Raw genomic sequence first — 21,167 nt, 5'->3', positions numbered from 1 at the left:
ATGGGCATCCGAGCATTCAAGCCGACGTCCGCGGGACGCCGCTTTTACACGGTGAGCGACTTCAAGGAGCTCACGACCGACAGGCCGCTCAAGAAGCTGTGCGAGCCCAAGAGCCGCACCGGAGCCCGCAACAACTCCGGGCGCATCACCAGCCGCTTCCGTGGCGGCGGGCACAAGCAGCAGTACCGAGTCATCGACTGGAAGCGCGCCAAGATCGGCGTGCCGGCCAAGGTCGCCCACATCGAGTACGACCCGAACCGCACGGCGCGCATCGCCCTGCTCCACTACGTGGACGGCGACAAGCGCTACATCTTGGCGCCGGACGGGCTCAAGCAGGGTGACAGCGTGGTGTCGAGCAGGAACGCGGACATTCGTCCCGGTAACTGCCTGCCCCTCGGCGTCATCCCGGCGGGAACGACCATCCACAACATCGAGATGCGGAAGGGCAAGGGCGGCCAGCTCGTGCGCTCCGCCGGCGTCGCCGCGCAGCTCATGGGAAAGGACGGCTCCTACGCCCAGGTGAAGCTGCCGAGCGGCGAGGTGCGCAAGATCCACGTCGAGTGCCGCGCCACGGTGGGTCAGGTCTCGAACCTGGATCACCAGAACGTGAAGCTCGGCAAGGCCGGCCGCACGCGCTGGCTGGGCAAGCGCCCGCACAACCGCGGCGTGACCATGAACCCCGTCGATCACCCGATGGGCGGCGGCGAAGGTCGCACCAGCGGTGGTCGTCACCCGTGCTCGCCCTGGGGACAGCTGTCCAAGGGACTCAAGACGCGCAACAACAAGCGTACGGACAACATGATCGTGAAGCGCCGGAAGGCAAAGGGCTGATAGATGGCACGCAGCATCAAGAAGGGTCCGTTCTGTGACGGCCACCTGCTGAAGAAGATCCAGGAGGCGGCCGCCTCCGGTGGCAAGAAGGTCATCAAGACCTGGTCGCGCCGCTCCACCATCTACCCCGAGGCCATCGGGCTCACCTTCGCCGTCCACAACGGTCGCAAGTTCGTGCCCGTCTTCGTCACCGAGAACATGGTCGGTCACAAGTACGGCGAGTTCGCGCCGACTCGGACCTTCCACGGTCACGCCGGCGACAAGAAGGGCGGAGCCAAGAAGACGAATCCGCGCACCGGCAAGGCCTGATCGGGCCGGCCGACCGCGAACGCGAGCCTCCCTCTCGGGGGACGGCTCGCGTTTCGCGTTTGTGCCCCGGCGGGCGTACCCTGTCGGCATGACTCGCGCGGCACTCGGGCTCGTCGGCTTGCTACTTCTGGCCTGCTCCGGCTCGAGCAGCGGCGACGGCGGGGGTGGCAGCAACTACGCGTCCAAGCGCTCCTCGACCTGTTCCGCCTGGCAGGACTCGATGTGCGACTTCGTCGCCGACAAGTGCCAGGCTCAGGCCCGCGCGGACTGCGACGAGCTCTACCAGAGCCTGTTCTGCAAGGACGACGCCACGATGCAGACCTGCATCGGCACGCTGAGCGCGGCCACCTGCCCGACGCCGTTCACGGTGCCGGAGGAGTGCAAGCAGATCAACGATCCGGCGCCGGTCGGCGCGTACTGCCAGGAATTCGCGCGCGCGGTGTGCAAGTTCGGCGTGCGCTGCAAGGAGACGAGCGACCAGGCGGGCTGCGAGGCTCAGGTGGCCGTGGAGCTGGCCTCGACCTGCAACGCGGGTGTGGGGCTCTCGCCGACGGCCGACCAGTGCCTCGCGGATCTCGGCACGCTCGCCTGCGGCCAGCAGGCCCCGCCGAGCTGCAGCGGCGTGATCAAGGTGCTGTCGAGCTCGCCGTCTGCGGACGTGGTCGTGCCCTGGGGAACGTTCACGCTCGCCGAGCCGAGGCTCGTGCCGTCTCCGGCCGCGTTCGAGTTGCCACCGCGGCGCTAACCCCAAGCGTCGTACACCGCCCGGCTCACCTCGGCGATCAAGCGCAGCGCCTCGTTGTCGCTGGTGACGCGGGTGTCGCGCACGTCTCTGGTCATCACGGCGATGGACCACTCGGCCTTCGGCGTGTGAACGAGGCCTGCCTCCGAGCGCACGCCGGACAGGCTGCCGGTCTTGCTCGCGACCCAGACCGGCTCGGGCTCGCCGAACTCCCGCGCGTAGGGATCAGCGGGCAGCTGGCGCCGGAGCGGCTCGATGTACTTCTGGATGCGCATCACGTCGAGGAGGCGCTCGGCCCAGGGCGAGCCGAGCAGCTCGCCCTTGCGCAATCGCGCGAAGTAGCGCGCGAGGTCGGCCGGCGTGGAGACGCCGAGGGCGGTCTTGTCGGACGACAGCCGCGAAAAGTCGATGCGACCGCGGAGCGACGTGTGGCCGAGGCCAGCCGCGCGGATCTGCGCGTTGATCGCCGCCACGCCGAGCTCGTCGATGAGCAGGTTGGTCGCCAGGTTGTCGGAGACCATCATCATCAGCGTGGCCAGGTCGCCCAGGCTGGGCGCGAGGCCGGGGCCCAGGTGCAGGAGCACGCCGGAGCCGAGGGTGCGCTCGCTCGGCAGCGTCCTGCGCTCTTCCAGCGAGAGCTCGCCGGCGGCGGCCTTCGCGAACAGCGTGTGCAGCACGAACACCTTGATGGCGCTCGCGGTCGGGAAAGACTCTTCCGCGCGGATCCCGAGGCTCTCGCCGCTGTCCAGGTGCAGTGCGGCGAAACCGGCCACGCCGGCGAACCTCCGGCACAGCTCTTCGAGCCGCTCAGTCAGCGTCAACTTCCGCCTCCTCGCTCGGCAGCTCGAGGCTCGAGCGACCGACGTTCTTCGCGTGGTAGTCGAGCACCCGGCCGAGGGTCGCGGCCTCGCTGCGCTCGGCCCCCCAGAGGAAGCGATCGAGGGTGTCCTCGACCACGCGCTTTCGGCTGAGGGAGGCGTGGATCACCGTCATCGGGCTGCCCTCGACGACCACGCCGACGTGGCACGGTCCCTCGCGCTCCGTCCAGGCGAACACGAGATCTCCGGTCTGCTCTGGCGCGTGTCCCAGCGACACGGTGGCCACGAGCTGATCCGTCGAGTGGCGCGGCAAGCGCACGCCAAAGCCGCGGGCGAACGCCCGGGACAACAGCGCTGAACAGTCGATGCCCGCGCTGGTGGCGCCGCCCAGGCGATAGGGCACGTCGAGGAAGACCCGCGCCGCCGCGACCACGGCGTCGGCGGTGCCGCGGGCGGCATCGATGCGCGGTGCCGGGACGTGGCCCGTCGGCTCGCGCTCGATCCAGCCGACGCTGCCGTCCATGCAGCGCACCAGGCTCGCGTCCTGGTGCTTCGCGAGCAGCTCCACGGGGCCGTCCTCCAGCAGGAGCTCGGTCGAGAGCGCGCGCCCGCGGGAGGGATGCCTCTGCCAGAGGGGAGTGACCTCGTCGCCCATGCCGTGCCAGTCCCCGGTCTCGAGCGGAAGCACGCCGCTCGTGTCCACCGCCCAGCCCTCCGGCACGGCGTCGAGGAGCGCTGCGCGCAGCCGGCGCGCCACGCGCGGCACGACCACGGTGCCCCGGGCGATCAGGCCAGTCTCGTGGGACCCGAGCGCGAGCTGGACCTCCAGCCGAGTCCAGCCGTAGGCGCGCTCCAGCTCGCGGCGGAGCTCGCCGACCGCGCGCTCTGCGGCGACGAGCGCCTTCTCCGGCGCGCGACTGCTCATCCGAGGGCCTTCCCGGCTTCCTCGACGTCCGAGAACGGCAGCGTCTCGTCGCCGATGACCTGACCCTGCTCGTGACCCTTGCCGGCGATCACCACCACGTCGCCGGGCTTGGCGCGCTCCAGGGCCTGACGGATCGCGGCGCGCCGGTCCAGCTCCGTGACGACGTAGGCTCGGCCGCCGCGCTGCGCGCCCCGCACCAAGGCCTTGGCGATCAGCTTGGGATCTTCCCGGCGCGGGTTGTCCGTCGTCACGATGGCGACGTCGGCGCGTTCGCCCACTGCGCGCCCCATCGGCTCTCGCTTCTCGGGGTCCGCCCCGCCGCCCGCGCCGAACACGACGATCACCCGAGCCTTGCCGGCGAGCGCTCGCGCCGTGTCCGCGGTGCGCCCGAGCGCATCCGGTGTGTGGGCGTAGTCCACGGCGACCACGACTGGCTCACGAGCGACCAGCTCGAAGCGCCCGGGTACTCCCGGGCAGTCGGCGATGCCGCGCGCCACCGCCGCGGCGTCCACGCCGGCAGCCAGCGCGCCCGCCGCGGCAGCCAGGGCGTTCTCCGCGAAGACCTGGCCGATGAGCTGGGTGTGCAGGTTTCCGCCGAGCGCTTCCGCGAGCGACGATGGCTCGAGCTCGACGCGCGTCCCGGCCGCGGAGATGCTGACGTCCCGCGCGACGAGGTCAGCGTCTCGGAGCAGCGGGCCGCGGGACGGCACCGCGTACCAGAGCCGCTTCACGTCCGGCGGCGTGACCTGGTCCACCAAGAGCGCGCTCTCGTCCGCGGCGTTCAGCACCGCGCTGCGTCCCGGCGCCAGGTGCACGAAGAGCTGGGCCTTGCTCGCCAAGTAGTGCTCCCAGGAGCCGTGCTGCGACAGGTGATCGCGCGACAGGTTGGTGAACACGCCCAGATCGAAGCGCCAGCGTTTGGCGTAGCCCTGCGCCAAGGCCTGACTGGTCACCTCGATGGCGGCGTCCCGGCAGCCCTCTCGCGAGGCCTGCTCGAACGCCCGGAGGTACCCCTCGAGCGTGCGCGGGACCTCCAGCGGGCGGCCGCTGAGCGTGTAGCCCAGGGTGGTCTCGACCAGGATCGGGCGCCCCGTCGCAGCGAGCGCCGCGCCGAGCAGGAGCGTGGTCGAGGTCTTGCCGTTGGTGCCGGTCACGCCCAGCGTGAAGAAGGGGTCTGCCCACGGGAACGGCGCCGGGGTTGGGCGGACCAGCTCGGTCATCGATGGAGACGGTACCACCACGAAGCGAAACGGGCCCCCGTAGAGGAGGCCCGTTTGGCGCGTCACGCTAGTCGGTTCGTTACGGTAGCCCCACACACTGCCAGAAGTCGTCCGCGCAGGCGCCGGAGCCAGCTTCGTAGCAGTTCCAGATGGCGTCGGCCGCGCCAGCGCTCGTCGCGTTGATCACGGCGGCGCACTCGGCCTCCGTGACACCGGTGGAGCCCGTACACGACGCCGCAACGCTCTTGCACAGGTCGTAGGTTCCGCCGTCGCCGTCCGGCAGCGGGCCCAGCTCGCAGGCCTTGGGCGCGAGGTCATCGAGACACTTCTGGGCCGTGGCGTCGTCGCAGGCGTTTGCGGTCGTGATCGCGTTGAGGCAGTCCCACATGGGCTGCTGGAGCCCCAGCTTGCCGTAGCCCCGCGTCCACACGCACAGCTCGTAGCCCAGTGGGCTGAGCCCGCCCTCCGCGCCAGCGTCCCCGCAGGTCGTGGCTGCGTAGGGGAGCTGCGTGCAGTCCGCGATCTCGGTCCCGGTGTCGCCAAGACATGCTTCGGCGTCGCCGCCGTCCGAGCCCGCGGTGCCGCCGCCGCCGGCCGCACCAGCCACGCCGCCGCCGCCCGCCGCTCCGGCCACGCCGCCGCTCCCGGCCGCCCCGGCCGCTCCACCGGTCGAGCCGCCCGCTCCGCCGCCGCCGGCGATGCCCGCGTCGGTATTGGTCTCGGTGTCTTCCGTTACGCAGCCGACGCTCATCACCGAGCCCGCCGCGAGCAAGGCCGTCAAGGCCAGGAACTTCTCGACCTGGATCCGCATTATTCAAGCCTCCATATGGGCCCCCCGAAAGCCCGAGGGGGCAGACTCATCGTTTGACGTGATTGTACGTCAGGCCCTACACGGCCATCCCCAAGTATTTCCGCGGGGGACCCTGAGCTTTCATTCAGTATCCGCCCGAAATCACGGGGCTTGCGCAGGGGGGACCGCTCTGCTACTTAGCGCCTCCCCTTTTTCGGGCCACTCGGCTCGACGTTCGTCCTTATCCAGTGGGCCACCCAACACCCACGCGAAGGTGCCGAACGGGGGGCGCTCCCCGCGCTCCCGGAAGGCTAGCAGCTTCTTCATCCCCGCACCGTGGGGTGCGCTGGAGAAGCTCCCTCTCGTGAGCTGCCCCCGACCGGGGGGCTGTCAGGAGTCGAGTCGATGATCAGCCGAGCAAGTGCCAACTACCAGCGAATCAGCGTGCGCAAGGCGCGCGTGATCATCAACTTGGTGCGCGGTCGCGACGCCGCGGAAGCGCTCCAGTTGCTCGACTTCGTGCCCAAGGCCGCGTCCCCCGTGGTCAAGAAGCTGCTCGCGAGCGCCATCGCCAACGCGAAGGTCAAGCGCCCCGACGTGGACGTGGACGCGCTCTACGTGAGCCACGCCAGCGCCGACAAGGCCTCGACCGGCCACATGCGCCGCTGGCGTCCCCGCGCGATGGGCCGCGCGACCCGCATCGAAAAAGGCGTGAGCCACATCCGCATCGAGCTCGACGCGCGCTGAACCACCAGGACGAGAACCAGCATGGGACAAAAGACTCATCCGTATGGCTTCCGGCTCGGGGTCATCAAGACCTGGACGAGCAAGTGGTACGAGGACGGCCAGTACCAGAAGTGGCTGCACGAAGATCTGCGCATCAAGCGCGCGGTCAAGGACTACCTCTACAACGCCAACGTGGCGAGCGTGGAGGTCGAGCGTGCGGCCAACAAGGCGAAGGTCATCGTCTACACCGCGCGTCCCGGCATGGTGATCGGCAAGGGCGGCAAGGGCATCGAGATCCTGAAGAGCGGCAACATGGACTCTGCCGTCAAGGGTGAGACGAAGTTCCCCGGCGTGCAGTCGTTCACCGACAACGAGGTCTTCATCGACGTGCAGGAGGTGCGCAAGGCGGAGACCAACGCGCAGCTCGTCGCCGAGAACGTCGCGACCCAGCTCGAACGCCGCATCGCCTTCCGTCGCGCCATGAAGAAGGCGCTGACCACCGCGATGAAGTTCGGCGCCAAGGGCGTGCGCATCCGCTGTGCGGGTCGCCTGGGCGGCGCCGAGATGGGTCGCGTCGAGACCTACCGCGAGGGCCGCGTCCCGCTGCACACGCTGCGCGCGGACGTGGACTTCGGTCTGGCCGAGGCGCGCACCACTTACGGCGTAATCGGCGTGAAGGTCTGGATCTTCAAGGGCGAGGTCTTGCAGCGCAAGGCCCGCCGCATTCCGGAGTGACGAGTCATGCTCCAACCCAAGCGAACCAAGTTCCGCAAGCAGCAGAAGGGTCGTAACCGCGGCGTCGCCTGGCGCGGCAGCGACGTCTCCTTCGGTGACTTCGCGCTCCAGTCCATGGACAACGCCTGGATCACGGGCCGCCAGATCGAGGCGGGCCGCATGGCCATCCAGCGCCACGTGAAGCGCGCCGGCAAGCTCTGGATCCGCGTCTTCCCGGACAAGCCCATCACCAAGAAGCCCCTCGAGGTCCGCATGGGTAGCGGCAAGGGCGGCGTCGAGGGCTGGGTCGCGGTGGTCAAGCCCGGCCGGGTGCTGTTCGAGATCTCCGGCGTCACCGAGAAGGAGGCCCGCGACGCGTTCGCCTTGGCCTCGGCCAAGCTCCCCATCGAAACGCGCGTGCTCGTGCGAGGAGACCTGTGATGAAGGCGAAAGAGCTCACGGAGCGCACCACGGAGGACCTGTCCGAGCTGATGAAACAGCTCAAGAAGGATCTCTTCGGGAGCCGCATGAAGAACTACGTGAACCAGCTCGAGGACACGAGCGTTCTCCGCAAGACGCGGAAGGACATCGCCCGCATCGAGCAGATCCTGCACGCGCGCCAGAGCGCCAAGGACAACTGATCATGACCGCCACCACGGAATCCAAGGCCCTGAGCAAGCGCCGCCGCCTGATCGGGCGCGTCTCCAGCGACAAGATGGACAAGACGGTCGTCGTCGAGGTCGTCCGTCACAAGATGGACTCGATGTACAAGAAGTACGTCCGCGTGCGCGCCAAGTACAAGGCGCACGACGAGAAGAACTTCTACAAGACCGGCGATCGCGTCGAGATCATCGAGCACCGCGCCCTGTCCCGTGACAAGCGCTGGAAGGTCGTCCGCCTGGTGGAGCGCCCCGCAGTGGAGCTCACCCAGAAGGAGCCGGTCACATGATCCAGATGCAGTCGTTCCTCGACGTCGCGGACAACTCCGGCGCGAAGCTCGTCCAGTGCATCAAGGTGCTGGGTGGCTCGCGGCGGCGTTACGCGGCGCTCGGCGACGTGATCGTGGTCAGCATCAAGGAAGCCCTGCCGGGCTCCAAGGTGAAGAAGGGCGAGACCGCCCGCGCCGTGGTGGTCCGCACCAAGCGCGAGTACCGCCGTCAGGACGGCAGCTACATCAAGTTCGACGACAACAGCGCCGTCTTGATCAACGCGCAGCAGGAGCCGGTCGGTACCCGCATCTTCGGGCCCGTCGCCCGCGAGCTCCGTGGCAAACGCTTCATGAAGATCATCTCGCTCGCGCCGGAGGTGCTGTGATGAATCGCATCAGGGTTGGCGACGTGGTCGCCGTGATCAGCGGTGACGACAAAGGCAAGCGCGGCAAGGTGATGCGGATCTTGACGGACAAGAACCGTGTCGTCGTCGAGGGCGTCAATCAGGTGAAGCGGCACGTGCGCGCCACCCAGACCAGCCCCGGCGGCATCCTCGAGGTCGAGGCGCCCATCGCGCTCTCCAAGGTCATGCCCATCGATCCCGAGACGGACAAGCCGACGCGGGTTCGGTTCAAGGAAGAAAACGGCAAGAAGCAGCGCGTCGCCAAGAGCGGCGCCGCCCTGCCCACTCCGCAGGAATGAAGCCATGAGCAAGAAAGCCGCCCCCGAGAACGCGCCTGCGCCCGCCGCGCCCGCCGCGCCCGCGGTACCCGCCCCCCCGCCCCGTCTGCGGGACAAGTACAAGTCCGAGACTGTCCCGGCCTTGATGAAGCGGTTCGCCTACAAGAACCCGAATCAGGTGCCGCGGCTTCGGAAGATCGTCATCAACATGGGCCTCGGCGAGGCCGTGGCGAACCCGAAGATCATCGACTCCGCGGTGGTGGAGATGACCGCCATCGCCGGCCAAAAGCCGGTGGTCACCCGCTCCAAGAAGTCCATCGCGAACTTCAAGCTGCGCCAGGGCTTGCCCATCGGCGTCATGGTCACCCTGCGCGCCGAGCGCATGTGGGAGTTCCTGGACCGCTTGGTCACCTGAGCTTGCCCCGCGTGCGCGACTTCCGCGGCACCAGCGCCAAGGCCTTCGACGGCGCCGGCAACTACACGCTGGGCCTCAAGGAACAAATCGTCTTCCCCGAGATCGACTTCGACAAGGTCGACAAGGTCAAGGGAATGAACATCACCATCGTCACCACCGCCGAGACCAACGAGGAAGCCAAGGAGCTCCTCGGTCAGCTCGGCATGCCGTTCAGGAGCTGACAGGAACATGGCTCGTGCATCTCAGTGGGCGAAGGTGAATCGCCCGTCCAAGTTCTCCACCCGCGTCGTCAAGCGCTGCAAGGTCTGCGGTCGCTCGCGCGCGGTCTACCGCGATTTCCACCTGTGCCGCCTCTGCATGCGCCAACTGGCGCTGCGCGGAGAGCTGCCGGGCGTCACGAAGGCGAGCTGGTGAAGCCATGATGACCGATCCGATTGGTGATCTTCTGACCCGCATCCGCAACGCGGCGGGCTCGCGCCACGAAGTGGCCCGGGTTCCCTGCAGCAAGGTCAAGAAGGCGATCGCCGAGATCTTGAAGGCCGAGGGCTACGTCGCCGACGTGCGCACCGAAAAGTGGGGCGACGGGGGCACCAAGGAGACCCTGACCGTGGTGCTCAAGTACGGGCGCGAGCGTGACTCGGCGTTCCAAGGCATCCGCCGCATCTCGCGGCCGGGGCGGCGTGTTTACGTCGGCCACGGCAACATCCCCCGCGTCCTCTCGGGCCTGGGCACGGCCATTCTCAGCACGTCCCATGGGCTGATGACGGACAAGGAAGCACGCCGGCAGAAGCTCGGCGGCGAGCTCTTGTGTGAGGTCTGGTGATGGCCGAGGCGCAGGTTCAGACGAAGAAGCTGTCACGGATCGGCAAGCGACCCGTGCCGGTTCCGAAGGGCGTCACGGTCAACGTGGCGGGCTCCAAGGTCGACGTTCAGGGACCGAAGGGCAAGCTCAGCCAGACCTTGCACCCCTTGATCAAGATCACCAAGGAAGGTGACGCGATCAAGGTCGAGGCCGACGCTACGGGTCGCGACGCCGCACGGCTGCAGGGCCTGGGGCGCGCGCTCATCGCCAACATGGTGAAGGGCGCTGCCGAGGGCTACGACCAGACGCTCGATCTGGTGGGCACCGGCTACCGCACCGAGCTCAAGGGCAAGACCTTGCACTTTCAGCTCGGGCTCTCTCACCCGGTGGCGATCGACCTTCCCCCGCAGATGACCGCGAACATCCCCGCCGATTCCAAGGGCGCAGTGCTGATGCTCTCGTGCCCCGACAAGGCCCTGCTCGGGCAGTTCTCGGCGAAAATCCGCTCATTCCGTCCGCCAGAGCCCTATGGCGGCAAGGGCATCCGCTACCGCAACGAGAAGATCCGTCGCAAGGCGGGCAAGGCCGGCAAGGGCAAAGCGAAGTGACGGGAGGCTACTCATGGCAATGAAGCTACAAGGCCGCGAGCGCCGCAAGCTCCGCATCCGCACCAAGATCTCCGGCACCGACGAGCGTCCGCGTCTCTCGGTGTTCCGGAGCGCGAAGCACATCTACGCCCAGGTCGTCGACGACGCCTCGGGCAAGACCCTGGCGAGCGCCTCCACGCTCTCGCGAGATCTCAAGACCACGCTCGGCGAGGACACCAAGACCGACGCCGCGAAGAAGGTGGGCTCCTTGCTCGCCAAGATGTGCCTCGAGAAGAAGATCGAGAAGGTCGTGTTCGACCGCAACGGATACCTCTACCACGGCCGCATCAAGGCCCTAGCGGACGCCGCGCGCGAAGCGGGCCTTCAGTTCTGAGCTCGGAGAAATCAGATGTCGTTCGATCACATTGACGATGAAAAGCTGAAAGAGCGGGTGATTCACATCAACCGCGTCGCCAAGGTCGTGAAGGGCGGGCGTCGCTTCAGCTTCTCCGCGCTCGTGGTGGTGGGTGACGAGTCGGGCCACGTCGGCGTCGGGCTCGGCAAGGCCAACGAGGTCCCCGAGGCGATCCGCAAGGGCAACGACCAGGCCCGCAAGAACATGTTCAAGGTGCCGATGGTCGGCGCGACCATCCCCCACGACATCGTCGGCCAGTTCGGCGCCGGCCGCGTCCTGCTCCGCCCGGCCGCTCCGGGCACGGGCGTGATCGCCGGCGGCGCGGTGCGCGCCGTCGTCGAGTCCGCAGGCATCCAGGACATCCTCTCGAAGTGTCTGGGCACCACCAACAAGCACAACGTGGTCAACGCCACGGTCGACGCCTTGAGCCGCCTGCGCCGCGTGGAGAACGTGGCCAACGCGCGCAGCAAGGAGATCGACGACGTCGGGCACGACTACCCGGTGCAGAAGATGAGCGCTTCCTCCGCAGCGGCGAGCTCCATCGTCGCGTCGACGGGTGGCGGCTCGGCGGGAGGCGCGGCGTCATGACCACGAAGCTCGAAGTTCGCCAGCGCGTCGGGGTCTCGAATCGCCCGCATCAGGTCCGCGCCGTGATCAAGGGCCTCGGGCTGCGGGGTCCGGGCTCCAGCGTCGTCGTGGACAACACGCCGTCATTCCGCGGCATGATCAAGAAAGTGCTGCACCTCGTCGAGGTGCAGGAGAAGAAGTCATGAGCGACATCCTTTCTCGCCTGGCGCCGCCCCCGGGCGCGCGCACCAAGGAAAAGCGCCTCGGTCGCGGCGTCGGCACGGGCCTCGGCAAGACCGCGGGTCGTGGCCAGAAGGGCCAGAAGGCCCGGCACGGCGGCGACTTCGGCAAGACCCACTTCCAGGGCGGCCAGACCCCGATCCAGCGCCGCCTGCCCAAGCGCGGCTTCCGCGTGCCCTTCCCGGTCCAGACCGTCGCCATCAACGTCGCCGCGCTCGATCGCTTCGAGAAGGGTCAGGCAGTGGACGAGGCCCTCTTGCGCCAGGCACGCCTGGTCCAGGGCCGCGACGTCCGCATCAAGATCCTGGGCGAGGGCAACCTGGACAAGGCGCTGACCGTCAGCGCTCACGCCTTCAGCAAGTCGGCCCAAGAGAAGATCGAGAAGGCCGGCGGCAAGGTCGTGCTTCTCCCGTATTCGGTCCCCCAAGCCGCCGAAAGCTGAGGGCGCTCTAGCCCTCCTCCCGGACGATGCTTATGACTCCCGCTCACAGCGCCGCCTCCCGCGGCGCTCGAAGGTGAAGCCTCGGTATGGCCGTCGTTCGCGGATTCTCGAACATCACGAAGGTGCCGGAGCTTCGCCGGCGCCTGCTCTTCACGCTGATGATCATCGCGATCTACCGCGTGGGCGTGTTCATCACGACCCCCGGTGTCGATCGAGCGGTGATGAAGAGCATCGTCAGCGGCCAGGGCGGCCTGCTCGGGCTCTTCAACCTGTTCAGCGGCGGCGCCCTCGAGAACCTGTCGATCTTCGCGCTGGGCATCATGCCCTACATCTCGGCCAGCATCATCATGCAGCTCCTCGGCATGGTGAGTAAGCAGGTCGAGGAAATGCGCAAGGAGGGCGAGAGCGGCCGGCGCAAGCTGGAGCAGTACACCCGCTACGGCACCATCGTGCTGTCGGGCTTCCAGTCCTTCGGCGTGGCGCTCTACCTGGAGGGGCTGAACGACGCGGACGTCGGCGGCGGTCGCTTCGGCGACGTCGTGGCGAACCCGGGCTGGGGCTTCCGTCTCCTGACGATGGTCACGCTCACGACCGGCACGGCGCTCATCATGTGGCTCGGCGAGCAGGCCACCGAGCGCGGCATCGGCAACGGCATCTCGATGATCATCTTCGCCAGCATCGTCAGCGGCGTGCCCTCGGCGCTCTCTGGCTACTGGCAGGCCAACGCCGGCGACATCCAGCCGCTGACCGTGGCCATGCTCTTGGCGGTGATGCTGGTCAGCGTCTCCGTGGTCGTGTTCTTCGAGCGCGCCCAGCGCAAGATCCCGATCCAATACGCCCGCAGACAGGTCGGAAGACGCATCTACGGCGGCCAGAGCGCGCACCTGCCGCTCAAGGTGAACATGGCGAGCATGATCCCGCCGATCTTCGCCTCGAGCCTCTTGCTCTTCCCGACCACCCTCGCGAACTTCAACGTGCCGGGCATGGCGTGGTTCTCCGCGCACCTGAACCGCGGCGACTGGATGTTCAACACGCTGTTCGGCGCGCTGATCATCTTCTTCTGCTTCTTCTACACGGCCGTCACCTTCCAGCCGGTGGACGTGGCGGACAACCTGAAGAAGCAGCAAGCCAACATCCCGGGCATCCGCCCAGGCAAGCAGACCGCAGAGTTCCTGGATCGCGTGCTCACGCGGCTCACCGTGGGTGGCGCCATCTACGTCGCAGCCATCTGCGTCGTGCCCAGCGTGATCGCGCAGTCGCTCCGGGTGCCGTTCCAGTTTGGCGGTACCAGCCTGATGATCGTGGTGGGCGTTGCGCTCGAGACGGTGAACCAGATCGAGGCGCACCTCATCACCCGCAGCTACGAGGGGCTGACTGGGCCCCAGACCACGCGGCTCAGCGGCCGCCGGGCTACCTGAACGGGGAGGTAGGGATGCGACTGGTGCTGGTAGGGCCGCCGGCGAGCGGCAAAGGGACTCAGGCTGATAGGCTCACGGTCCGCTTCGGCGTACCCAAGATCTCGACCGGCGACATGCTGCGGGCCGCCCGCGCGGCCGGCACGCGGCTGGGCAAAGAGGCCGAGACCTACATGAACGCGGGCAAGCTCGTGCCGGACGAGGTCGTGATCGGCCTGGTGGACGAGCGCCTGGACCAAGACGACGCCCGTGAGGGCTTCATCTTGGACGGCTTTCCCCGGACGGTGCCCCAAGCGGAGGCGCTGGGAGGGCTCCTGGCCAAACGCGGAACACCCCTTCAGTGTGTGCTCCAGATCGACGTTTCCCGCGACCTTCTGCTGGAGCGGGCCACGCTGCGCCGCATCGACAAGCGGTCTGGACAAATTTACCACCTGAAGTATAACCCCCCGCCCCCGGATGCCGAGCTCGAGCACCGAGCCGACGACCAGGAGGAAACCGTCAAGCGGCGACTCGACGAGTACGACGCGATGACGGCGGCACTGTTGCCGTTCTACGAAAAACTGGGGCTCCTTCGCCGAATCGACGGTGTCGGTACTCCAGACGAAGTGACCGCTCGCATCGAGAGAGCTCTCGAGCGGTGACGGAGGAAAGCCCGAAGCGAAGAGACACGGAAGCCAATGGAGTGATCGAGGAGGTCCTACCGAACGCCATGTTGCGCGTTCACCTCGACGACGGCAGGACGGTGCGAGCCAGCATCTCCGCCTCGGCGAGGCACTCGACGGTCCGGCTCATCGCCGGGTGTCGGGTGGCAGTGAGGCTCTCCAGCCAGGACCCAAGTCGGGGTCAGGTCACCCGGAAGCTCTGACTCGAAAGAACGAGCAGGTAAGCGCCATGAAAGTTCGTCCCAGCGTCAAGAAAGTTTGCGACAAGTGCAAGATTGTCCGCCGCAAGGGTGTGGTTCGGGTGATCTGCGAAAACCCCCGCCACAAGCAGCGTCAAGGCTGAACAGGTAACCGAACATGGCACGTATCGCCGGAGTCGACCTCCCCCGCCGCAAGCAAATCGCGTTCGCCCTGCCGTACATCTTCGGCATCGGCCACAAGAACGCGGTCGAAATCTGCCAGAAGGCCGGCATCCCCGCCGAGAAGAAGGTGGACGAGCTCTCCGAGGCGGAGGTCAAGGCCATCCGCGACACGATCGAGGCCGGCTACAAGGTCGAAGGCGATCTGCGCCGTGACATCCAGCAGAACATCAAGCGCCTGATGGACCTCGGTTGCTACCGCGGCCTCCGCCACCGCAAGGGCTTGCCGGTCAACGGCCAGCGCACCCACACCAACGCCCGCACCCGCAAGGGTCCGCGCAAGGGCGCCGCCGCGCGCCGTCCCACCACCTGAGCTGAAAGAGTCACGTCATGAGCACGGCAGCAAGCGGCAAGAAGCGCGTCCAGAAGAAGGTGGTGAAGAAGAACATCGCCACCGGCATCGCGCACATCAAGTCCACCTTCAACAACACCATCGTCTCCATCACCGACGTGAACGGAAACGTGGTGTCTTGGGCCAGCTCCGGCTCGCGCGGCTTCAAGGGCTCGCGCAAGAGCACGCCGTTCGCGGCGCAGCTCGCCGCCGAGGAAGCGGCGCGTCGCGCGGCGGAGCACGGCATGCGCTCCATCGCGGTGTTCGTGAAGGGCCCGGGCGCCGGCCGCGAGAGCGCGCTCCGCGCGTTCCAGAGCGCGGGCTTCAAGGTGTCGCTGATCCGCGACGTCACCCCGGTCCCCACAACGGTTGTCGCCCCCCGAAGCGCCGGAGGGTGTGAGGAAGTCATGGCACGTTACCTTGGTCCCGTTTGCAAGCTCTGCCGCCGCGAGAGCATGAAGCTCTACCTGAAGGGCGATCGCTGCTTCACCGAGAAGTGTGCGGTCACCCGTCGCCCCTATCCGCCCGGGCAGCACGGGCAGGGGCGCATCAAGCTCAGCGAGTACGGTCTGCGTCTGCGCGAGAAGCAGAAGATGCGCCGCATCTACGGCCTGCTGGAGCGCCAGTTCTCCCGCTACTACGCCCAGGCCAGCAGCATGAAGGGCCGCACCGGCGAGGAGATGCTCGGACTCATCGAGCGCCGCCTCGACAACGTCGTGCACCGCATGGGCTTCGCGGTCAGCCGGCGCCAAGGTCGCCAGCTCGTGCGCCACAGCCACATCCTGGTGAACGGCAAGCACGTCAACATCCCCAGCTACACCGTCAAGCCCAACGACAAGATCGAGATCCACGAGAAGAGCCGCAAGATCGCCTACGTGGCGGCTGCGCTGGCCGCTGCAGAGAACAAGCAGCGCCCGAGCTGGGTCGAGGTCGACAAGGAGAACTTCTCCGGTGTGTTCAAGAGCATGCCGGTGCGCGACGACCTGAACGAGCCGATGGTTCGTGAGCAGTACGTCGTGGAGTACTATTCGCGCTGATTTCTTTTTGGATTGAGATACCCGAAGCGGGCAGGCTGCGGGGTTGGACGAGGAAGCGGTTTTCCTCCCCGACCTGGGACAGCCGCGCTGGACCCGAGCAAATAGGAGGCACGCATGGTTACCCAAATGATGAGCCGCAACTGGCGCGATCTGATCCGCCCCAAGGCGATCCACATCGAGACCGACAGCTCGTCGGAGTTCTACGGCAAGTTCACCTGCGAGCCTCTGGAGCGCGGGTTCGGCATCACCATCGGCAACAGCCTGCGCCGGGTGCTCCTGGCGTCGCTGCAAGGCGCGGCCATCACGGCCATCCGCATCGACGGCGCGCTGCACGAGTTCACCACCATCCCCGACGTCGTCGAGGACGTCACGGACATCATCCTCAACCTCAAAGAGGTGGTGTTCAAGGCGGAGTCGCCCCGGACCTACACCGTGCGCCTCGAGAAGGAGGGCCCCGGTCTGGTCACCGCCGGTGACATCGCCCTGGTGGACGGCCTGTCCATCCTGAACCCGGACCACCCCATCGCGACCTTGGACAAGAAGGGCCCGCTGTCGATGGAGCTCACCGTGGCCGTGGGCCGCGGCTACGTGTCGGCGGAGCGCAACAAGACCCCGACCATGAGCATCGGGACGATCCCGATCGACGCGCTGTTCTCCCCCATCCGCAAGGTGAACTACACCGTGCAGAACGCCCGCGTCGGGCAGCAGACCGACTACGACAAGCTCGTGATCGAGGTCTGGACGAACGGCGCCGTGAAGCCCTCCGACGCCGTGGCCTTCGCCGCGAAGATCCTGAAGGAGCAGCTCTCCATCTGGATCAACTTCGAGGAGAGCGAAGAGACCACCTACCACGCGCCGGGCAGCGACGAGGAGCCGCTGAACGAGAACCTGTTCCGCTCCGTGGACGAGCTCGAGCTCTCCGTGCGGTCCGCCAACTGCCTCCAGAACGCCAACATCACGCTGATCGGCGAGCTGGTGCAGAAGACCGAGCAGGACATGCTCAAGACCAAGAACTTCGGCCGCAAGTCGCTCAAGGAGATCAAGGAGATCCTCTCCACCATGGGCCTCGGTCTCGGCATGAAGTTCGAGAGCTGGCCCTCGATGGTCGAGCGCTGGAAGCAGCAGCAGGCCCAGAACTGAGACGGTAAGAGCATGCGTCACCGCAAAGCAGGGCGGCAATTCAGCCGCAATACCTCCCACCGTCGCGCGATGTTCCGCGCGCTGGCGGCGAACCTCGTCGCTCACGAGAGCATCGAGACCACCGACGCCAAGGCCAAGGAGCTTCGCCGCGTCGCCGAGCGGCTCATCACGCGCGCCAAGCGCCTGGGTGCCGTCGCCTACACGCCGAACGACCAGCTGAGCGACAAGGATCGCGCGCGCCGCTTCGCGGCGCAGCAGCAGGTCGGCCAGTTCCTGCGCCGTTTCGCCACGGTTCAGAAGAACGGCGACTCCGAGAAGGTCGATCTGGTCGAGAAGGTGTTCGTGGACCTCGCCAAGCGCTTCGAGAAGCGCCCCGGCGGCTACACGCGCATCATCAAGCTGGGACACCGCCGCGGAGACCACGCCCCGATGTCGCTGATCGAGTTCGTGGAGCGCACCGCCGCTTCGCAGAAGCCCGAGAAGGGCGCGAAGGGCGACAAACCCGCCAAGGCGCCCAAGGCCAAGGCGGCGGCGAGCGATCTCGACGCGAAGAGCCTCGACGAGCTGAAGGAGCTCGCGGCGGCTGCCAAGCTCGAGGGTCGGAGCAAGATGAACAAGACTCAGCTAGTCGAGGCGCTGAAGGCCAAGGGCTGAGCTCGAGTCGTCGAGCGTCGAGCGGGCGTTCTGGGAGACCGGGGCGCCCGTTCCGCATTTGGGGCCGCGGGCTCGGGGTCAGTTTCAGGGCCAGGTTCAGGGTTCAGGGCCAGGGGCCAGGTTCAGGACCGGGTTCAGGGCCAGGTTCAGGGCCAGGTTCAGCGCCAGGTTCGGGAATCTCTCCTCGTCGCTTCCCCATTCTCGCGCCGTGCTCACGCGCCTCAAGGGTTCGCGCGGCTGACGCCGCACCTCGGGCTCGCTGCGCTCGCCCTCGCCCTTGACCCGCGCTCTCCCCCTCCGGGGATTCCCAAGGGGCTCGCGCGGCGCCGCGGGACTGTCGCCCTCGAGGAGAGGGCAGAACAGGAGGCCCAAATGAGGATTCTGGATTCGTTGGAAGACATGGTGAAGAACGTGCATCAGCTCGCTGACCGGGTTGCGCGGCACGACCGCGACCTCTCATCGCAGTTGAAGAGCGCCAGCAACAGCGCGGCACTCAACGGCAGCGAAGGCGTGTGGGCCAAGGCGGGAAAGCGGAGGTCGCGGCTCGAAGACTCACTCAACTCGGCGCGAGAGACCCTGATGGCGCTGCGCATCGCCCGAGCGTGCAGCTACCTGCCGGCCGCCGAGGCGGAGCGCGAGATCCAAGCGCTGGACGGCATCATCGCCGTGTTGTGGGTCCTCGCCTACCGAAGGTGAAGGGGGGCTTCCGTCGGCCCGGCCCGGCTCCGTTGACGGCGCTGGGTCGGGCCCTTCTACTTGGCCGTAGCATGAAGACCCTGCGCTACGTGGTGTGCGACGTGTTCACCGACCGGCCGCTGGCGGGCAACCAGCTGGCCGTGTTCACCGACGCGGGCTCGCTGGGCGCGGAGACGATGCAGGCGCTGGCGCGGGAGATGGGCTTCTCCGAGAGCGTCTTCCTGTGCCGGCCCGAGCAGGGCGGGCACGCCAAGCTGCGCATCTTCACCCCGACGCGCGAGGTCCCGTTCGCCGGGCATCCCGTGCTGGGCACCGCGTTCGTCGTGGCGGGGCCGATCACCACGGAGCAGGTGCGGCTCGAGACGGGCATGGGCACCGTGCTCGTGCAGCTCACCCGGGAAGGCGGCCGGGTCGTGTTCGGCTGGATGCAGCAGCCATTGCCGACGGTCAAGGCCTTCGAGCGGAGCGAGGAGCTGCTCGCCGCGCTGGGAGTCACGCACGCGACGAGCCCGATCGAGACCTACGACAACGGCATCGCCCACACCTACGTCGAGCTCGCGTCGCGAGAGCAGGTGGCAGCGCTCGAGCCGGACTTCGCCAAGTTGGCCAAGCTGCCGACGCTCGGGGTGAGCGCCTTCGCGGGCACGGGGTTCGAGTACAAGACTCGCATGTTCGCGCCCGCAGGCGGGGTGAACGAAGACCCGGCGACGGGGTCCGCTGCCGGCCCCCTTGCTCTGCACCTGGCGCGCCATGGCCGCACGCTCTTCGGTGACGAGATCCGCATCGAGCAAGGGGCCGAGCTCGGGCGGCCGAGCGTGCTCTTCGCGCGGGCGACCGGCCACAAAGAGCGAGTGGAGACGGTCGAGGTCGGCGGGTCGGCGGTGATCGTGGCGCGGGGCGAGTTTCGGATCTAGTCGGGCTCAGCCGACCAGATCCAAGGGGTGCGGGCCGCAGTAGAGCCCCTGGTCCACGCGCGCTCGTGCCACGATCTGCGCGCCGGCTCCCACGCGGATCTCCGCCGCGTCGAGCACCAGCGCGATCTCGAGGGTCACCGGCGCGACGGCAGCGGGGAGCGCCAGCGCGAGCAGCCCCTCGCGCGAAAGCGCGGCCAGCCACTGCGCATCGACCCGACCTGCCTCGTCGCCCGGAACGACGGCCAGCGCGTCGCCGCGGTGTTCGCCCAGCGAGGCGGTGAGCGTGAGCCCACGCGCGCTGGGCGAGAGTCGGAGCTGCACCGCCGCGCTCGGATCGGCGCGCTCGGCGCGGATCAAGGCGCAGCCGCCGCGCCGACCCAGCACGGCTGCGCCCCGCGTCGGCAACGCGTAGAACGAGAGCCCGGGGAGCACGGGCAAGCGGTGCGCTCGCCAGCTCTCCCACCAGGACGCGGCGACGCGGGCGAGGCGTGGGTGGAGGTCCGGCGGAGGCTCGGGCTCCGCGGACAGCTCGTCGAGGAACCCGAAGGGCGCGAGCAAGCGCGCCAGCGTCGGAGAGAGCGCCCGTGCCGCGCCGAAGGTCCAGACCTGTCGCATCACTTGCGCGACCGCGTCGAAGTCCGAGCCGCGCTCGCGGGCCAGGGGCCGCCTGAGGTCCCAAGCGCCGGTCCAGCTCACACGCACGTTCTTTGCCCCGAGCTCGCGCCTGAGCGCGGCCACGCGCTGCCGATCGCCGGACCACAGCACGAGCTCGAGCCGCTCGGACGCTGCCACGACCTTCGCTGCCAGCCGAAACGCCTCGAGCTCCCGGCGGAGCTTGTCCGCCGAGAGACGTGGCTCATGCTCCGCGGGGTCCAGCGCCGAGAGGCCCACCCGACACGGGAAGGCCGTCGAGAGCGCGTGGAGCGTGCGCGGGTCGGGGGCGCGACAGCAGAAGATACCGACGTGCTCTTCGACGGGCCAGGGACCGCCGCCCGCGAGCGCGTGCGCGTGATCGGCGAGCACCCGCTGGCCCGGCTTGCCCATGAGCAGGACGAGGTGCCGCACCCGGCCCGAGGAAGTGAGGTGGCTGCTCACGGAGCTCGGCGAGCGCACCTGCACGCCGGCGGCGGCGTGCGACCCTTGGCAACCCTCGCAGCGCATTGCACAGCCGCGCAAGACCGGCAGTACGCGATCGTGCGAGAGCGCGCGAGCGGTGACCGCCTGCAAGCGTTCGTAACTAGGGAACCAGCTCGCCGCGAGCGTCTGCGTGGCGTCGTGCTCCGCGTCCGTCGCAGGGCGCGACGTGCCGGCGGGACACCGGGCCGACATCACGTTGGGCAGCGTTCCCGGATCGCGTCCTGCGACCAGCGCGCTCACGAGACGCGCGAATCCGGGCTCGGCGTCACCGCATACGACGTGGTCTGCGAGACCATCGCGGAGCAGTCGCTCCGCCCACAGGCTGGCACTGATCCCTCCCAGGACGATCGCGGCGCGCGGGTTCACTCGCCGGACGTGCGAGACGATGGCTTCCACACCGGGCAATCCGAGCGCCCAGTGCAGATCCAGAGCGACCACCCGGGCCTCCGCGATCTCGGCGTCCCCGAGCTCGAACGCGTAGCGGCCGAGCTTGTGCTCCTGCACGGTGCTCATCGCCCCCAATGCGCCCGCAGGCACGACCAAGTCGTTCAGGTGGCCCCACGGATGTACGTACAGAACCGGATGCATCACGCAGCGCTTCGCGTCGGT

Annotated in this window: 32 protein-coding genes and 2 pseudogenes; 29 read left to right on the top strand and 5 right to left on the bottom strand. The window is 68.0% G+C overall.

The window, feature by feature from the left end; translation table 11 throughout:
- From rplB to HS104_00640, 3 genes are all read left to right on the top strand, one after another.
- The gene (gene rplB / locus HS104_00650; GenBank protein MBE7478490.1) at nucleotides 1–831 is read left to right on the top strand and encodes a 50S ribosomal protein L2; all 831 of its coding nucleotides are present in this window, start codon (nucleotides 1–3) and stop codon (nucleotides 829–831) included.
- Between the two features lie 3 nt (nucleotides 832–834).
- The gene (gene rpsS / locus HS104_00645; protein MBE7478489.1) at nucleotides 835–1,140 is read left to right on the top strand and encodes a 30S ribosomal protein S19; all 306 of its coding nucleotides are present in this window, start codon (nucleotides 835–837) and stop codon (nucleotides 1,138–1,140) included.
- Nucleotides 1,141–1,228: 88 nt separating this feature from the next.
- The gene (locus HS104_00640) at nucleotides 1,229–1,885 is read left to right on the top strand and encodes a hypothetical protein (GenBank protein ID MBE7478488.1); all 657 of its coding nucleotides are present in this window, start codon (nucleotides 1,229–1,231) and stop codon (nucleotides 1,883–1,885) included.
- On the opposite strand, the gene HS104_00635 is transcribed toward HS104_00640, so the two are convergent.
- The 4 genes from HS104_00635 to HS104_00620 all read right to left on the bottom strand — a co-directional run bounded on the left by HS104_00635 (nucleotide 1,882) and on the right by HS104_00620 (nucleotide 5,656).
- The gene (locus HS104_00635) at nucleotides 1,882–2,703 is read right to left on the bottom strand and encodes a serine hydrolase (protein MBE7478487.1); all 822 of its coding nucleotides are present in this window, start codon (nucleotides 2,701–2,703) and stop codon (nucleotides 1,882–1,884) included. The genes HS104_00640 and HS104_00635 overlap by 4 nt on opposite strands.
- Nucleotides 2,690–3,625 carry a C40 family peptidase gene (locus HS104_00630; GenBank protein ID MBE7478486.1) on the bottom strand — a complete coding sequence of 312 codons (936 nt, stop codon included), beginning with the start codon at nucleotides 3,623–3,625 and terminating at the stop codon, nucleotides 2,690–2,692. The genes HS104_00635 and HS104_00630 overlap by 14 nt, the downstream gene beginning before the upstream one ends.
- Nucleotides 3,622–4,845 (bottom strand): UDP-N-acetylmuramyl-tripeptide synthetase, encoded by a 1,224-nt coding sequence (murE, locus tag HS104_00625; GenBank protein ID MBE7478485.1) that lies wholly within the window; start codon nucleotides 4,843–4,845, stop codon nucleotides 3,622–3,624. The genes HS104_00630 and murE overlap by 4 nt, the downstream gene beginning before the upstream one ends.
- Before the next feature lie 79 nt (nucleotides 4,846–4,924).
- Complete coding sequence (locus HS104_00620; GenBank protein MBE7478484.1) at nucleotides 4,925–5,656, bottom strand: hypothetical protein; 732 nt, start codon at nucleotides 5,654–5,656, stop codon at nucleotides 4,925–4,927.
- A gap of 384 nt (nucleotides 5,657–6,040) precedes the next feature.
- On the opposite strand from HS104_00620, the gene rplV reads away from it, so the two are divergent.
- The 26 genes and pseudogenes from rplV (at nucleotide 6,041) to HS104_00490 (ending at nucleotide 19,421) form a co-directional block, all read left to right on the top strand.
- Complete coding sequence (gene rplV, locus HS104_00615; protein ID MBE7478483.1) at nucleotides 6,041–6,382, top strand: 50S ribosomal protein L22; 342 nt, start codon at nucleotides 6,041–6,043, stop codon at nucleotides 6,380–6,382.
- 21 nt (nucleotides 6,383–6,403) lie between these two features.
- Entirely contained in the window at nucleotides 6,404–7,096 is a 693-nt protein-coding gene (gene rpsC, locus HS104_00610; GenBank protein MBE7478482.1) for a 30S ribosomal protein S3, read from the top strand.
- 6 nt (nucleotides 7,097–7,102) lie between these two features.
- The gene (gene rplP / locus HS104_00605; GenBank protein ID MBE7478481.1) at nucleotides 7,103–7,516 is read left to right on the top strand and encodes a 50S ribosomal protein L16; all 414 of its coding nucleotides are present in this window, start codon (nucleotides 7,103–7,105) and stop codon (nucleotides 7,514–7,516) included.
- The gene (gene rpmC, locus HS104_00600) at nucleotides 7,516–7,716 is read left to right on the top strand and encodes a 50S ribosomal protein L29 (GenBank protein MBE7478480.1); all 201 of its coding nucleotides are present in this window, start codon (nucleotides 7,516–7,518) and stop codon (nucleotides 7,714–7,716) included. The genes rplP and rpmC overlap by 1 nt, the downstream gene beginning before the upstream one ends.
- Nucleotides 7,717–7,718: 2 nt before the next feature.
- The gene (gene rpsQ, locus HS104_00595) at nucleotides 7,719–8,024 is read left to right on the top strand and encodes a 30S ribosomal protein S17 (protein ID MBE7478479.1); all 306 of its coding nucleotides are present in this window, start codon (nucleotides 7,719–7,721) and stop codon (nucleotides 8,022–8,024) included.
- Nucleotides 8,021–8,389 (top strand): 50S ribosomal protein L14, encoded by a 369-nt coding sequence (gene rplN / locus HS104_00590; GenBank protein MBE7478478.1) that lies wholly within the window; start codon nucleotides 8,021–8,023, stop codon nucleotides 8,387–8,389. Before rpsQ ends, rplN begins: the two co-directional genes overlap by 4 nt.
- On the top strand, nucleotides 8,389–8,706 hold the full coding sequence (rplX, locus tag HS104_00585; protein ID MBE7478477.1) for a 50S ribosomal protein L24: 318 nt from the start codon (nucleotides 8,389–8,391) through the stop codon (nucleotides 8,704–8,706). The genes rplN and rplX overlap by 1 nt, the downstream gene beginning before the upstream one ends.
- Nucleotides 8,707–8,710: 4 nt before the next feature.
- A pseudogene (gene rplE, locus HS104_00580) lies at nucleotides 8,711–9,321 on the top strand (50S ribosomal protein L5).
- 7 nt (nucleotides 9,322–9,328) lie between these two features.
- Nucleotides 9,329–9,514: a type Z 30S ribosomal protein S14 gene (locus tag HS104_00575; GenBank protein ID MBE7478476.1), complete on the top strand. Its 186-nt coding sequence runs from the start codon at nucleotides 9,329–9,331 to the stop codon at nucleotides 9,512–9,514.
- 4 nt (nucleotides 9,515–9,518) lie between these two features.
- Nucleotides 9,519–9,923 (top strand): 30S ribosomal protein S8, encoded by a 405-nt coding sequence (gene rpsH / locus HS104_00570; GenBank protein MBE7478475.1) that lies wholly within the window; start codon nucleotides 9,519–9,521, stop codon nucleotides 9,921–9,923.
- Nucleotides 9,924–9,952: 29 nt separating this feature from the next.
- A complete protein-coding gene (rplF, locus tag HS104_00565) occupies nucleotides 9,953–10,510 on the top strand; it encodes a 50S ribosomal protein L6 (GenBank protein MBE7478474.1) in 558 nt (185 codons plus the stop codon).
- A 13-nt stretch (nucleotides 10,511–10,523) separates the two neighbouring features.
- On the top strand, nucleotides 10,524–10,883 hold the full coding sequence (locus tag HS104_00560) for a 50S ribosomal protein L18 (GenBank protein MBE7478473.1): 360 nt from the start codon (nucleotides 10,524–10,526) through the stop codon (nucleotides 10,881–10,883).
- A gap of 15 nt (nucleotides 10,884–10,898) precedes the next feature.
- A complete protein-coding gene (rpsE, locus tag HS104_00555; protein ID MBE7478472.1) occupies nucleotides 10,899–11,492 on the top strand; it encodes a 30S ribosomal protein S5 in 594 nt (197 codons plus the stop codon).
- Nucleotides 11,489–11,677, top strand: a complete 189-nt coding sequence (rpmD, locus tag HS104_00550; protein ID MBE7478471.1) for a 50S ribosomal protein L30 — start codon at nucleotides 11,489–11,491, stop codon at nucleotides 11,675–11,677. Before rpsE ends, rpmD begins: the two co-directional genes overlap by 4 nt.
- A complete protein-coding gene (gene rplO / locus HS104_00545) occupies nucleotides 11,674–12,153 on the top strand; it encodes a 50S ribosomal protein L15 (protein MBE7478470.1) in 480 nt (159 codons plus the stop codon). The genes rpmD and rplO overlap by 4 nt, the downstream gene beginning before the upstream one ends.
- Nucleotides 12,154–12,239: 86 nt before the next feature.
- The gene (gene secY / locus HS104_00540) at nucleotides 12,240–13,571 is read left to right on the top strand and encodes a preprotein translocase subunit SecY (protein ID MBE7478469.1); all 1,332 of its coding nucleotides are present in this window, start codon (nucleotides 12,240–12,242) and stop codon (nucleotides 13,569–13,571) included.
- 14 nt (nucleotides 13,572–13,585) lie between these two features.
- Nucleotides 13,586–14,209: an adenylate kinase gene (locus HS104_00535; GenBank protein MBE7478468.1), complete on the top strand. Its 624-nt coding sequence runs from the start codon at nucleotides 13,586–13,588 to the stop codon at nucleotides 14,207–14,209.
- 41 nt (nucleotides 14,210–14,250) lie between these two features.
- Nucleotides 14,251–14,433, top strand: a complete 183-nt coding sequence (gene infA, locus HS104_00530) for a translation initiation factor IF-1 (GenBank protein MBE7478467.1) — start codon at nucleotides 14,251–14,253, stop codon at nucleotides 14,431–14,433.
- A gap of 26 nt (nucleotides 14,434–14,459) precedes the next feature.
- Nucleotides 14,460–14,573, top strand: coding sequence for a 50S ribosomal protein L36 (gene rpmJ, locus HS104_00525; GenBank protein ID MBE7478466.1), 114 nt, complete (start codon nucleotides 14,460–14,462; stop codon nucleotides 14,571–14,573).
- Nucleotides 14,574–14,587: 14 nt separating this feature from the next.
- Complete coding sequence (gene rpsM, locus HS104_00520) at nucleotides 14,588–14,962, top strand: 30S ribosomal protein S13 (GenBank protein ID MBE7478465.1); 375 nt, start codon at nucleotides 14,588–14,590, stop codon at nucleotides 14,960–14,962.
- Between the two features lie 17 nt (nucleotides 14,963–14,979).
- Nucleotides 14,980–15,380 (top strand): annotated as a pseudogene (gene rpsK / locus HS104_00515) (30S ribosomal protein S11).
- Nucleotides 15,381–15,387: 7 nt separating this feature from the next.
- Nucleotides 15,388–16,017 (top strand): 30S ribosomal protein S4, encoded by a 630-nt coding sequence (rpsD, locus tag HS104_00510; GenBank protein MBE7478464.1) that lies wholly within the window; start codon nucleotides 15,388–15,390, stop codon nucleotides 16,015–16,017.
- A 114-nt stretch (nucleotides 16,018–16,131) separates the two neighbouring features.
- Nucleotides 16,132–17,157, top strand: coding sequence for a DNA-directed RNA polymerase subunit alpha (locus HS104_00505; protein MBE7478463.1), 1,026 nt, complete (start codon nucleotides 16,132–16,134; stop codon nucleotides 17,155–17,157).
- Between the two features lie 12 nt (nucleotides 17,158–17,169).
- The gene (rplQ, locus tag HS104_00500; protein ID MBE7478462.1) at nucleotides 17,170–17,811 is read left to right on the top strand and encodes a 50S ribosomal protein L17; all 642 of its coding nucleotides are present in this window, start codon (nucleotides 17,170–17,172) and stop codon (nucleotides 17,809–17,811) included.
- A 372-nt stretch (nucleotides 17,812–18,183) separates the two neighbouring features.
- The gene (locus HS104_00495; protein ID MBE7478461.1) at nucleotides 18,184–18,507 is read left to right on the top strand and encodes a four helix bundle protein; all 324 of its coding nucleotides are present in this window, start codon (nucleotides 18,184–18,186) and stop codon (nucleotides 18,505–18,507) included.
- Nucleotides 18,508–18,578: 71 nt separating this feature from the next.
- Complete coding sequence (locus HS104_00490; protein MBE7478460.1) at nucleotides 18,579–19,421, top strand: PhzF family phenazine biosynthesis protein; 843 nt, start codon at nucleotides 18,579–18,581, stop codon at nucleotides 19,419–19,421.
- 6 nt (nucleotides 19,422–19,427) lie between these two features.
- Here HS104_00490 and HS104_00485 read toward each other — a convergent pair whose 3' ends face one another.
- Complete coding sequence (locus tag HS104_00485) at nucleotides 19,428–21,146, bottom strand: cobalamin B12-binding domain-containing protein (protein MBE7478459.1); 1,719 nt, start codon at nucleotides 21,144–21,146, stop codon at nucleotides 19,428–19,430.
- Nucleotides 21,147–21,167: the final 21 nt, after the last annotated feature.

It is taken from the genome of Polyangiaceae bacterium (assembly GCA_015075635.1).
GTDB lineage: Bacteria > Myxococcota_A > Polyangia > Polyangiales > Polyangiaceae > JADJKB01.
The sequence above is the reverse complement of the archived record's forward strand: the minus strand, read 5'-3'. Positions and strand labels throughout refer to the sequence as shown.